The sequence below is a fragment of the Streptomyces sp. NBC_01288 genome (assembly GCF_035982055.1).
Classification (GTDB): domain Bacteria; phylum Actinomycetota; class Actinomycetes; order Streptomycetales; family Streptomycetaceae; genus Streptomyces.
Genome location: NZ_CP108427.1, coordinates 1,894,297 through 1,906,872, shown reverse-complemented (window position 1 = coordinate 1,906,872; position 12,576 = coordinate 1,894,297). Strand labels below are relative to the sequence as shown.

General features: G+C 70.9%; 9 protein-coding genes. 3 read left to right on the top strand and 6 right to left on the bottom strand.

Translation table 11 applies throughout. The features are described 5' to 3' along the window. The first annotated feature begins 23 nt into the window (after nucleotides 1-23). Both OG194_RS08385 and OG194_RS08380 read left to right on the top strand, forming a co-directional pair. Nucleotides 24-1,433, top strand: a complete 1,410-nt coding sequence (locus OG194_RS08385; RefSeq protein ID WP_327400222.1) for a phytoene desaturase family protein — start codon at nucleotides 24-26, stop codon at nucleotides 1,431-1,433. Then, a complete protein-coding gene (locus OG194_RS08380) occupies nucleotides 1,430-1,945 on the top strand; it encodes an O-acetyl-ADP-ribose deacetylase (protein ID WP_327400221.1) in 516 nt (171 codons plus the stop codon). The genes OG194_RS08385 and OG194_RS08380 overlap by 4 nt, the downstream gene beginning before the upstream one ends. 35 nt (nucleotides 1,946-1,980) lie before the next feature. Here the strand turns inward: OG194_RS08380 and OG194_RS08375 are convergent, their stop codons facing one another. From OG194_RS08375 to OG194_RS08355, 5 genes are all read right to left on the bottom strand, one after another. Next, nucleotides 1,981-3,015 (bottom strand): hybrid-cluster NAD(P)-dependent oxidoreductase, encoded by a 1,035-nt coding sequence (locus OG194_RS08375; RefSeq protein WP_327400220.1) that lies wholly within the window; start codon nucleotides 3,013-3,015, stop codon nucleotides 1,981-1,983. After that, entirely contained in the window at nucleotides 3,012-4,265 is a 1,254-nt protein-coding gene (locus OG194_RS08370; RefSeq protein ID WP_327400219.1) for an aromatic ring-hydroxylating oxygenase subunit alpha, read from the bottom strand. Before OG194_RS08370 ends, OG194_RS08375 begins: the two co-directional genes overlap by 4 nt. Nucleotides 4,266-4,314: 49 nt before the next feature. After that, the gene (locus OG194_RS08365) at nucleotides 4,315-6,414 is read right to left on the bottom strand and encodes an oxidoreductase (RefSeq protein WP_327400218.1); all 2,100 of its coding nucleotides are present in this window, start codon (nucleotides 6,412-6,414) and stop codon (nucleotides 4,315-4,317) included. A 133-nt stretch (nucleotides 6,415-6,547) separates the two neighbouring features. Next, the gene (locus tag OG194_RS08360) at nucleotides 6,548-7,333 is read right to left on the bottom strand and encodes an IclR family transcriptional regulator (RefSeq protein WP_327400217.1); all 786 of its coding nucleotides are present in this window, start codon (nucleotides 7,331-7,333) and stop codon (nucleotides 6,548-6,550) included. Nucleotides 7,334-7,447: 114 nt separating this feature from the next. Further along, on the bottom strand, nucleotides 7,448-9,247 hold the full coding sequence (locus OG194_RS08355; RefSeq protein ID WP_442811784.1) for a protein kinase domain-containing protein: 1,800 nt from the start codon (nucleotides 9,245-9,247) through the stop codon (nucleotides 7,448-7,450). Between the two features lie 204 nt (nucleotides 9,248-9,451). On the opposite strand from OG194_RS08355, the gene OG194_RS08350 reads away from it, so the two are divergent. Further along, nucleotides 9,452-10,597, top strand: coding sequence for an FHA domain-containing protein (locus tag OG194_RS08350; RefSeq protein WP_327400215.1), 1,146 nt, complete (start codon nucleotides 9,452-9,454; stop codon nucleotides 10,595-10,597). A gap of 70 nt (nucleotides 10,598-10,667) precedes the next feature. Here OG194_RS08350 and OG194_RS08345 read toward each other — a convergent pair whose 3' ends face one another. Then, nucleotides 10,668-12,527, bottom strand: a complete 1,860-nt coding sequence (locus OG194_RS08345) for a M1 family aminopeptidase (protein WP_327400214.1) — start codon at nucleotides 12,525-12,527, stop codon at nucleotides 10,668-10,670. Between the last annotated feature and the right edge of the window lie 49 nt (nucleotides 12,528-12,576).

Here is a 12,576-nt window from a genome sequence, read left to right as displayed (position 1 = left end):
GAAGGGGTCCCAAGGTGCCGTCGATGCTCGATGCGGTCGTGGTGGGTGCGGGGCCGAACGGACTGACGGCCGCCGTGGAGCTGGCCCGGCGCGGTTTCTCCGTGGCCGTGTTCGAGGCCCGGGACACCGTGGGCGGAGGCGCCCGCACCGAGGAGCTGACCCTCCCCGGTTTCCGGCACGACCCCTGTTCGGCGGCGCACCCGCTCGGCATCAACTCGCCCGCGTTCCGCGCCCTGCCGTTGGAGCGCTACGGCCTGGAGTGGCTGCACCCCGAGCTGCCCATGGCGCATCCCTTCACCGACGGCAGCGCGGCCGTGCTGTCGCGGTCGGTCGCGGAGACGGCCGCGTCGTTCGGGCCGCGTGACGCGGGCGCGTACCGCAGGCTGGTCGAGCCCTTCCTCCCCAAGTGGGACACCCTGGTCCGCGACTTCATGTCCCTGCCGCGCACCGCCCTGCCGCGCGACCCGGTCACCCTCGCCCGCTTCGGACTGACCGGCCTGCCCCCGTCGACCTGGCTGACCAGCCGCTTCCAGGACGAGCGCGCCAAAACCCTGTTCGCCGGACTCGTCGGCCATGTCATGGCCCCCCTCAGTGGCTTCGCCACCGGCGCGATCGGCCTGGTCTTCGCCCTCGCGGCACACGCGCGTGGCTGGCCGGTGGCGCGCGGCGGCTCCCAGTCCATCTCGGACGCCCTGGCCGCCTACCTGAAGGACCTCGGCGGCGCGATCCACACCGACTACGAGGTCAAGCGCCTCGACGACCTCCCGCCGGCCCGCGCCTACGTCTTCGACACCTCGCCCACCGCCCTGGCGAAGATCGCGGGCTTCGGCGACTACTACGCCAACTACCGTTACGGCGCAGGCGTGTTCAAGGTCGACTACGCCCTGGACGGCCCGGTGCCCTGGACCGCCGAGGAGGCGCGCACCGCCGGCACGGTTCAGATCGGCGCCGACAGCACGGAGATCGGCACCGCCCTGCGCGCCGCGTCCCGCGAGAACCGCGCTCCCGACAAGCCGTTCATGATCACCGTGCAGCCCAGCATCGTCGACCCCACCCGCGCCCCGGCCGGGAAGCAGGTCTTCTGGGCCTACGGCCATGTCCCCAGCGGCTGGACCGGCGACCTCACAGACGCCCTCGAACGCCAACTGGAGCGCTTCGCCCCGGGGTTCCGCGACCGCGTCCTCGCCCGCGCGACCGCAGGGCCGCCCGAACTCGCCGCCCGCAACGCCAACTACGTGGGCGGCGACATCGGCTCCGGCGCGGTCACCGGACTCCAGATCCTGCTGCGCCCCAAGCTCTCCCTCTCCCCGTACGGCACCCCGCACCCGGCCGTCTTCATCTGCTCCTCGGCGACCCCGCCCGGCCCCGGAGTGCACGGCATGTCGGGACACAACGCGGCGAAGGCCGTCTGGCGACGACTGAGGCAGTCATGACCACCGTCACCATCACCCTCGTCCGGGGTGACATCACCCGCCAGAGCGCCGACGCGATCGTCAACGCGGCCAACTCCTCACTCCTGGGCGGCGGAGGAGTCGACGGCGCGATCCACCGCCGAGGCGGCCCCGCGATCCTGGCGGACTGCCGCAAGCTCCGCGCCTCGCACTACGGCAAGGGCCTGGCCACGGGCAAGGCGGTCGCGACGACGGCCGGCGAACTGGACGCGAGGTGGGTGATCCACACGGTGGGGCCGGTGTACTCCCGCGAGGAGGACCGCTCGGAGCTGCTGACCTCCTGCTACCGCGAGTCCCTGCGCGTCGCCGACGAACTCGGCGCCCGTACGGTCGCGTTCCCCGCCGTCTCGGCCGGGATCTTCGGCTGGCCGATGGACGACGCGGCGCGGATCGCCGTAGAGACGGTTCGGGCGACGGAGACATCGGTCGAGGAGGTCACGTTCGTGCTCTTCGACGAGGCGGCGTACGAGGCGTTCGGCCGGCAGACCCGCTGACCGCCAGCCGGGGCCCGGCCACCCGACTCGTGTCCTCACGCGTCGATCACGACGTCCTCCAGCGGCTTTGAACAGCACAGCAGGATCTTGTTCTGGGTGATCTCGCGCGGCCGGATGCCCCCGTTGTGCTGCATGTCGACGGAGCCGGAGAGCAGGGTCGCCTTGCAGGTGCCGCACATGCCCTGGGCGCACGAGGCCGGCAGGCTGAGGCCGGCCCGGGAGGCGGCGGCGAGGAGCGAGGTGTCGGGGTCGCAGTCGAGGGTGCGGCCGCTGCGCGTGAACTCGACCTTGAATCCGGCATCCGTGGCGGTGGCCGGCGAGGCCTCGGCCTGTGTGGCCGGTGTCTCGAAGGTGAAGCTCTCCTCGTGGTAGTGGTCCATGTCGAGGCCCGAGTCCGCCAGCATGTGCCGTACGGCGGCCATGTAGGGGGCGGGACCGCAGGTGAAGACCTCCCGTTCCTGGAAGTCCGGCGCGACCTGGCGAAGGGTCTCGATCGTGAGGCGGCCGCGGTATCCGCCCCAGGGGGCGTACGGGCGGTCCTCCTCGCAGATGTGGACCACTCGGATGTTGGGCGCGGTCGCGGCGATGAGGTCGAGTTCATGGCGGAAGACGATGTCCGCCGGGGTGCGCGCGCTGTGCACGAACACCACGTCGGCGGGGTCGGCGAGGTCGTACAGCGTCCTGGTCATCGACATCGACGGCGTCACCCCGACACCCCCGGACAGGAACAGGTACTTGGGCGCCGGATGCCGGGCCGTGCTGAACTCGCCGAGCGGTCCGTGCGCCCGCACGGTGTCGCCGGGGCGCAGCCGATCGTGCAGCCGGTTCGACACGAGCCCGCCCGGGATGCGCTTCACCGTGATCGAGAGCAGGAACGGGCGGGTGGGCGACGAGGAGATGGTGTAGCAGCGCTGGACCGGCCGGCCGTCGATGTCGAGGGTCAGCGTCAGGAACTGGCCCGGGTCGTGCCGGAACAGCCGGGGCTCGGCGTACTCGAACACGAACGTGGACACGTCGTGCGTGAGCGGGTGCACCTGACGGCAGACCAGCAGCTCTTCGGTCTCGCTCATGGCTGGAGCTCCAGGTGTGCCTTGAGCCTGGTCACATACCAGTTCACGAACGCCTCGACCTGCTCCTCCGTCGGGCCGTACGGGCCCGGCAGATAGGCCGGGCTGCTGATGCCCTGGTGGGCGCGGGCCACCAGCACCGCGTCCTGGTCGTTCGTGGCCTTCCACACCTTCGTCATCGTGTCGAGGTCGTAGTCGATCCCCTCCACGGCGTCGGCGTGCACGAGCCAGGTGGTGCGGACGAGCGTGCGGTCCGGGCCGAGCGGGATCGTGGAGAACGTGATCGCGTGGTCGGCCATGAAGTGGAACCAGGAGTTGGGCTGGATGTGCATGGAGAGCCGGCCCAGGCGGGCCGTGGGGAAGTCCGCCAGCAGGCGTGTGCACGCGGCCGTGCCGTCCGGGGTGTAGGACTCCCCGGCCAGGTCGAGGGGTTCGCGCTGGATGCGGAAACCGGTGGGGCGGGTGTCCAGTTCCTCGATCTCGGCGTAGGGCAGGCCCAAGGAGTCGTAGGTTTTTCGGGCCTCGGCGTCGGCCAGCAGGAAGCGCTCGTAGGCGGGGCGCAGGGCGGGCGGGATGTCCTGCTCCTGGTAGCCGTAGATGGGGAAGTAGCAGGCCTGGAGCTCGGGATGGCCCACGCAGTGGTAGCACTCCCGGTTGTTCTCCATGGTCAGCTTCCAGTTGCCGTTCTCGATCAGGTCGATCTGCGTGGCGACCTTGGCCTTGGCCAGGTTGTGGGGTGCGAGGTACGGCTCGATGCGGGCGGCGACCTCGTCGAAGTCGGCGGGCGGTTCGTCGGCCAGGCAGATGAAGACCAGCCCGGCCACCGTGCGCGCGTGCACGGTGCGCAGCCCGAAGCACGACGGGTCGAAGCCGGGCGCCTGGGACTCGGCGTGCAGCAGTTTGCCGTCCACGCCGTACGTCCAACGGTGGTACCCGCAGACGATGTTGCCCACCGAGCCGCGCTCCTCGTTGAGGACGCGCGCGCCGCGATGGCGGCAGACGTTGTGGAAGGCCCGGACGTCCTCGTCGTCGTCGCGCACGACGATGACCGAGTACGACCCGATGTCGACCGTCACGTAGTCGCCGGGCTCGGGAAGCTCCGCCTCGGCGGCCACGAACAGCCAACTCCGGGCGAAGACGGCCTCGATGTCGAGGTCGAAGAACTCCTCGCCGACGTAGAACGGGGCTTCGAGGCTCTGACCGGCGGGACGTCGGGCAACGAGGTCGCCGACGTCGGGGGTCGCTTGCTTCATCTCATCTCTCCGGTACGACTGGGGAGTTGACGTGCGGACGGGGTGGCGCTCAGACCGGCAGACACAGCCGCAGTCCGTCGTAGACCGCGGCGTGCACGGTGCGGGCGGCCACGGCGTCGCCGATGCGGAACAGCTGGTAGCGGCCCGCCTCGTTGCGGACCACCGACTGCTCCTCGTACGCCAGCAGGGCGCGGTGGTCGACCTCGCCGAGGTTGGTCGAGCCGGGGAGGAGTTCGACGTACAGCTCGTCGTTCGGGAGGGTCCCGTGCTCCACGATCACGTGGTCCACGGTCCGTTCGGTCTCCGTCTCGGTGTACTCGCTGTACAGGGTCGCGGTGAGCCGCCCGTCCCCGGACCGGCGTACGGAGCGCAGCCGCCGGGCGAGCGTGGTGGTGACGTCGTGCTTCGCGAACGCCCGTAGATAGGCAGGGGAGTTCATGCTGCCGACGTCAGGGGCGAGGGTGCGCTCCGGGGTGACGTACTCGATCCGGACGCCGGGCGACGCGGTGAGGACCTCCACGGCGTCCATCGCCGGGTAGCCGCCGTGGTCGTCGTAGACCAGGATCTCGCCGCGCGGTCGGCGCAGTGAGCCCGTCATCACGTCCCAGGTGTCGGAGACCAGGTCCTGGCCCGCGGTGAGGAAGCTGCGGTTCGGCAGGCCGCCGGTGGCGACGATCACGAGGTCGGGGCGTTCGGCGAGGATGTCGTCGGCCTCGGCGTACGTGCCCAGGCGCAGGTCGACGCCGAGGTGTTTGCACTCGGCGAGGCGCCAGTCGACGATCTGGATCAGGTCGGCCCGGCGCGGGTTCGACGCGGCGAGCCTGATCTGCCCGCCGGGCCGGTCGCCCGCCTCGAACAGGACGACGTCATGGCCGCGTTCACCGAGCACACGCGCCGCTTCCAGTCCGGCCGGGCCCCCGCCGACCACAACTGCCCTTCTGCGGCGGCCGATTGTGGCGGCGACGATGTGCGGTACCTGGAGTTCGCGGCCGACGGCCGGGTTGTGGATGCACTTGGTGTCGCCGGAGTCGTAGATCGCGTCGAGGCAGTAACTCGCCCCGACGCAGGGCCGGATGCGGTCCTCCTGGCCGGCCGTCACCTTGGCGACCAGGTGCGGATCGGCGATCTGCGCGCGGGTCATGCCGACCAGGTCGAGCAGTCCCTCGCGCAGGGCGTGCCGCGCGGTGGCGACGTCGGCGATGCGGGCCGCGTGCATCACGGGGACGGAGAGGCGCCGTTTTATCTCGCCGGTGAAGTCCAGGTACGGGCCGAGGGGGGTGCCGATGGACGGGATGGCCTTCGCGAGGGACGCGTCGCTCTCGATGGAGCCGTGGATGACGCTGAGGAAGTCGATGCCGTCGGCGGCGTACCGCTCGGCGGCGGTGAGCGCTTCGTCGAAGGCGAGACCGGAGAGGCCACCGGGGTGCGCCTCGTCGAGCGACATCCGGATGCCGACCACGAAGTCCGGGCCGACGGCCTCGCGGACGGCCCGGATCACCCGGCGCGGAAACGCCATCCGGTTCTCCAGGCCGCCGCCCCACTCGTCGTCGCGGTGGTTGGTCGCGGGGGACAGGAAGCTGTCCAACAGGTGGCCGTACGCCTCCAGTTCGATGCCGTCCAGGCCGCCCTCCTGGCAACGGACCGCCGCGGCCGCGTAGTCGGCGACGATCCGGTCCAGGTCCCAGGACTCGGCGGCCTTGGGGAAGGCGCGGTGCGCGGGTTCGCGGAGCGCCGAGGCGGAGACCACCGGGAGCCAGTCGCCGGTGAAGTTGCTTGTGCGGCGGCCCAGATGGGTGACCTGGCACATCACCGCGGCCCCGGCCTCGTGCACGTCGTCGGTGAGCCGGCGCAGCCACGGCACGATGTCGTCGCGGTACAGGAGCAGGTTGCCGAACGCCGGCGGGCTGTCGGGCGAGACCACCGCCGAGCCGCCGATCATCGTGAGGCCGACCCCGCCCCGCGCCTTCTCCACGTGGTAGGCCCGGTAGCGGTCCTTGGGCATGCCGTCCTCGCCGAACGCCGGTTCGTGGGAGGTGCTGACCACGCGGTTGCGCAGGGTGAGGTGCTTGAGCCGGAAGGGCTGGAGCAGGGGATCCAGGACGTGTGCGGGCACAGCGGCGGGTGAGGGCACAGCAGCGGGTGAGGGCACAGCAGCTCCTCAGGAGAGCTCCGAGCGGATGGTTTCGCTATGCGAAACAGCTCCGCGATACGAAACAAATGGTGGAGCTGGGAATCCCCACCCGTCAAGAGCCCGCCGTGTTAACTCGCCGTGCGCGCGGCGCTCATCCGCGTTTCACGTACCCCCGGCGCCAGGAGATCTTCGCGGCGGCGGCCAGCACCTGTTCCGCGAGACCGGGCACCGTGTCCTCGTTGATGCGGAAGGTCGGCCCCGACAGGGTCACGGCCGCGATGACACTGCCGTCCAGGGCGCGGACCGGGGCGGCGATCACGGCCAGCCCGATCTCGTGCTCCTCGCTGGTGGTCGCGTAGCCCCGCTCGCGGATCGCCTTCAGCGCCGCCGCGAGGGGCGCCGGGTCGACGATGGTGTACGGGGTGTACTTCTCCACCCCGCGCGCGAGGATCTCCGCGACCTGTCCGGGGGACATGTGCGCCATGAAGAGCTTGCCCGCGCCGGTGGCGTGCATCGGGGTGCGCCTGCCGACCCAGTCGATGCTCGTGATCGCCGCCGCGCCGATCGCCTGGTCGATGCTGATCACGTCGTGCCCGTCGTGGATCGCCACGTTCACGGTGTCACCGACGGCCGCGGCCAGTTCCTGGCAGACGGCGCGGCTCAGCAGGGAGAGGTCGTTCACCTTGCTCGCCCCGGCGGCGAGTTCGACCATCGTGTACCCGATGCGGTACCGCCCGCGCTCGGTGTCCTGCTCGACCAGCCCCCGTGACTCCAGCGTCGCCAGCAGCCGGAACACGGTCGACTTGTGGACACCCAGCTCCTCGGCGATCTCCGTCACACCACTGGGCCCCCGCGTGGCCAGCACCTGGAGGATCGACACCGCCCGGTCGACGGACTGCACCGAATGATCGCGCGGGCGGCTTCCGTTGCTGGTCATGGCGGAAGGGTAATCGAGGGGGAGGGGCCGTCCGTGAGCCCGGTGAGCCGCCGCCCGGAGCGACGCTGAGGCCGTCTCCCGGCTCGACGGTGAGGCCGTCTCCCAGCGCGAAGGTCAGGCCGTCTTCCAGAGGGTCAGCTCGGTGACGTAGTCGCGGGCCTCGATGCCGGACGCGTCCTTCTGGACGACGACATCCTTGATCTTGAGCATCGCCAGGTTCTTCTCGTCGGTGACGGTGCAGAGCAGCGTGCCCTTGGTCAGTTCCTTGCCCTGGTCGGTGCCCGCGAGTTGAGAGGGCAGCGCGTTCGCCGCCGCGCCCTCGGCGCACTGCTCGGGAGTGGGGCCCGCGCTCTTTCCCGTGGTCGTCACGAGGTTCAGGGTGTGGGTGGTGCCCCACTCCGCGTACTGAAGCTCGGCCCCGGTCGTCGAGCTGGAGGCGTGGGTGTCGATCCGCGGCGAGTCCAGGTCGACGTTGGTGTACGAGCTGCGGCCCGTCGTGAACTGGGCGCGCAGGGTGAGCGGCTTGTCCTTGAAGACCGCGGTGTAGCCGCCGGCCGTCGAACTCGTGGAGGGTGACGCGGTGCTGCCGGTGGGCGCCGACGAGGCTGTCTGCCCGGTGCCGCCCTTCGCGCCGGTGTCCTTGTCGTCGTCACGGGTGAGGACCCAGGCCGCCGCCGCTACGACTACCACGGCGAGCGCGGCGGCGCCGACCGCCAGCGGGGTCCGGCCGCGGGCCGGTGCCGTGGCGGAGGGCGGTGTCCCGGGCGGGAACGAGGGTGCCGGTCCTGAGGCAGGCTGCGGCGGGCGCGTCGGCGCGTGCTGTGTCGGCTGGTCGGACCCCGGTGTGTGGGTGGGCGTATATCCGCCGGGCGACGGGGAGTTGGGCGGCACGGCACCGTGAGAGCCACCGCCGGGCGGCACGGCACCCCGAGCCCCGCTGCCGGGCGGCACGGTCGTCGCGCCCGCCGCTCCTGCGGAGTCGCCCGAACCCGCGGACACCTCGGCCTCGGCAGAGGCACCCGCGAGATCCCCGCCACCCTCCAATGCCCCCTGCTCGCGCGCGAGTTGCTCCTGCCGGGCGATGTCCGACGCGACGGGCACCGGCAGCCAGCCGGTGAAGTCCCGCAACCGCCGCTCGGTCAACTCCTCGCACAGGGCGGCCAGTTCGGAAGGAGAGGGCCGGGCGGCGGGGTCGGCCGCCAGCGTGCGTTCCAGGGCCGCGCGCAGCGGCTCGGGATACGACGTCAGGTCCGGCGGCCGGAACTCGGTGTTGGCGATCTTCGTGGCCAGCGTGATGGCCCCGGAGTCGCCGTACGGATGGCGGCCGGTAGCGGCCACGGCGGCGATCAGGCCGAGGGAGAAGACGTCGGCGGCCGGGGTCTGCTCCTGGCCGTTCGCGTGCTCCGGCGACATGAACTGCGGGGTGCCGATCAGCCCGCCGCTGCGCGTGAGTTGGGTGGCGTCGGCGGCCCGCGCGATGCCGAAGTCGATGATCCAGGGGCCGTCGGAGCCGATGAGGATGTTGCTCGGCTTCATGTCCCGGTGGATCACACCGGCCTTGTGCACGGCGTGCAGTGCCTCCGCCGCGCAGCCCGTCAGCTGGAGCACCGTGGGCAGCGGGAGCGGCCCGTGCAGGGCGAGGACCCGGTCCAGGGCGAGGCCGGGGACGTAGACGGTGGCGAGCCAGGGCTGTGGGCCGGTGGTGTCGTGGTCGACGACCGGGACGATGTGGTAGCCCTGCACGCGGCGGGCGGAGGTCGCCTCCTGCTCGAAGCGGCGGCGGAACTCCTCGTCCTGGGCGTACTCCCGGCGGATCACCTTCAGGGCGACCGGCTGGTTGCCGCGCGTGCGGGAGAGGTAGACGGACCCCATGCCGCCCTCGCCGATCCGGGCGAGCAGCCGGTAACCGGCCACGTCCCGCGGGTCGTCGGGGCCCAGAGGTCTCAAGTGGCCACCGTTTTCAGCACTGTTCAAGATGTACAGCCCCCCTCGCCAGGCGTGTGATCGTACCGGCGCAAGCCGGTCATCGGGAAGTATCCGAGGGGATCAAGGAAAATGGGCGAAGATCGAGGAGAATCAAGGCAGTTGGCAGGTTCCGTCGGACTGTGAGGCGTGCGTATGGAACATCATCTGGTCCCTTCGGCGGAGGGCGCCGACTATCTGCTGGAACTCTCCAACGTCGTACGCCAGACCTCCATCGGCCCCCGGGGACCGCGCTCGCTGCACCGACTGGCGCTCGTTCTGCGGGCGTTGACAGAACTCACCGGGGACCCGGACGTCTCCGTCTACCTGGTCGCCGACACCAGTCTGCTGGGCGGGCACCGGGAGTTCGGCGATCCGGCCGAGGTGCGCAGGCTGCGCCGTTGGGTCGCGGACGGGCTGGTCGAGGAGGTCGACGACGCCGACGAACGCATCCTGGACCTGGCCCGGATGACCGGTACCCGGGTCGTCACCGGCGACCAGTACGTCGACCATCGCGTCGAACACCCGTGGATCCAGGGCAACACCTGGCAGTTCCTCAGACCGGAACCCCGCCCCTGCGGCTCGGTCGCCGTCGTCCCCATGGACATGGGCGTGCGCACGGAGGCCGAGATCTCCTACCGCATGGAACTCGCGGCCCTCAAGAAGCAGGGCCTGCTCGGCCCGGCCCGCACCCCGCTGACCGAGGTCATCATGCGCAACTGGCGCTGCCCGGAACCCCGTTGCACGCTCTACGACGTCCATCGGGGCGACCGCGTCCTGCTGCCCCGGATGCGGCGCGGGGTCCCCACCTGCGAGGTGCACGGCAGCCCGCTGACCGACCAGGGGCGAAGGCCCGCCGCGGCACAGCTCAAGGTGGTCATCGACCATACCTGCGTGGCCCGTTACACCCTCGACGACGGTTCCGAGGTGCATGTCGGACGGCTGCCGGGACCGGCGGGCATCGCCCTGCACAGTCTGCTCTCGCCGGAGATCGCCGCGCAGGTCAGCCGTCGGCATGTGGCGGTCTCCGCGCGGGGCGGGACGGTCCTGGTCCGTGACGTCAGCACGTACGGGACACGGACGCGCAGAGCGGGTCGCAGGGGTGTGCCCGGACCGTGGGAGACGCTGCCGCCGGAGAGCGACCGGTCGTTCCGTCCCGGCGACGAGGTCGAACTCGCCCCCGGTGTCGTCCTCACCCGCAGCGGCCGGCGCTTCCCCGCCGAACTCGCCGACGCCTGGCGCACGGAGGCCGGCGGGATCGCCGTACCGCCGACCGCGGCGGCACCCACACGACGGGTCTGACCACAAGGGGAGTTGGCGGTGCGATCCCCGACCGCACCGCCAACTCCCCGTCCGTCAGAGAAGATATCCGTCAGCCGACGATGCGGTGAGTCGTCCAGAACGAGGTCAGGTCCGTGGTCGTCGCGGCCTGGGCGGCCGCCTTGAACTCGGCCGTGGTCGAGACGCCGTACCAGTGTGAAGTGGCGTAGTCCTTCAGGAGTTTGGCCATCACGGTGTCGCCGAGGGTGCGGCGCAGGTCGTGCAGGGCGCACTTGCCGTAGCCGTAGACGACGGTGGAGTAGCGGGACGAGTGGGCGTCCCAGTAGGCCATCGAGTTGGTGATGTTCTCCGCCGAGGAGGCCCAGGAGACGTTGTTCCAGCAGTTGGTGCCGGTCAGGCCCTGGGCGAGGTCGGTGGCGTAGTCGGTGAACGCCTCGTCCAGCCAGGGGCTGTTGTACTCGTCGTCGCCGACGATGCCGTAGAACCACTGGTGGCCGATCTCATGGGTGAGGGCCGTGGTGCTGACGAGGTCGAGGACGAAGCCGGGGTACTCCATGCCGCCGAACCAGAAGTTGTTGTCGATGACGGCGTCCAACTCGCCGTACGGGTAGGCGCCGAAGCGCCCGGCGTGGGCGTCGACCGCGGACTTGGCGGTGGTCAGCATCGACTGGGCGTTGGACGAACTGATGCCCGTGACCGAGTAGATGTTGATCGGGGTGCCCGCCGTCGACGTACCCGAGATCTTGGTGAACGGGCCCGCCGCCCACGCGAAGTCGCGGACCTTGGACGCGGTGGCCGTGGTCACCGTGCGGCCGCTGGTGCCGGGGGTGTCGACCGAGGCGCCCGTGGCCGGGACCAGCAGGGTGGTCGGGTGGTCCAGGGTCACCTTGAAGTCGGCGGCCAGGGAGTAGAAGGACTCGCCGTTGTTCGTGTACGGGTCCAGGTGCCAGCCCGAGCCGTCCTTGATCGCGAGGACCGGCAGCGCGTTGCCGATCATGCTGAACGCGCCGTCGTAGCCGAACCGGTCCGCGCCGCTCGGGACGGTGATCCCCAAGTCGAAGCCGATCGTGGTCGATTGACCCTGCGCGAGCGGGGTCGGGAGCGCGATCTGGAGGGCCGTGCAGGCGACCGAGAGGGCGCCCGCGGTGCCGCCGGTGACGTTGGTGACCGTGATCGGCGGTGCGGAGCAGGTGCCGTGGTAGTTGTCCCACAGCCGCAGGTACACCTCGGTGAGCGGGGTGGCCGAGGCGTTGGTGAAGGTCGTACTCTCGTGGCCGGTCCAGACCGTGCCGGCGGTGTTGCTGCTCAGACTCACGGTGTACGCCGGGGCGGCCGGCGTGCGCGTCGAGTCGGCCGGCGGGGCCGTGTCGCCCGAGGTGTTCAGCGCGATGTCGTCCAGGACGAAGCTCGTCTGGAGGCTGGAGTCCTCGGTGCCGCTGAAGGCGAGGCTCACGGTCTGGCCCGCGAACGACGACACGTCGAACGACTTCTGGACGTACCCGGTGGCCTTGTTCAGGTTCGAGTACGTCGCGAGCGTCGTGCTGCCGATCTTCGCCGTGAGCTTGTCGTACGCGGTGGACGAGGTCGTCTCGGCGGTGTCGATGTGCAGCCAGAAGGTGAGCGTGGCGCTGCTGCACCCGGACGGGATCGTGACGCTCTGGCTCAGGCTGTCGGTGTGCGTGCCGCCGGTGCCGTCCAGCCAGGCGAAGTTGGAGCCGGCATGGGCACTCTGGCCGGTGCGGCTGGTGATGACCGTCGTAGAGGACTGGGTCCAGGACGAGGTGCCGCTCTCGAAGTCGCCGCCCGTGACCACCTGCGCCGGGGTGCAGGCGGCGGCGAGCGGGGCGGCCGTCGGCTCGGCGGCGGCCGGGGTGACGGGGAGTGCAAGGGCGGCCACGGCGGCGACGGCGAAGACGCCGGCGGCCAGGGCCTTGTGGGGGGTCGATCTCACACGGAACTCCTTATACGGCGGCCGGGATTCCGGCCTGCTCGGTGGCCGC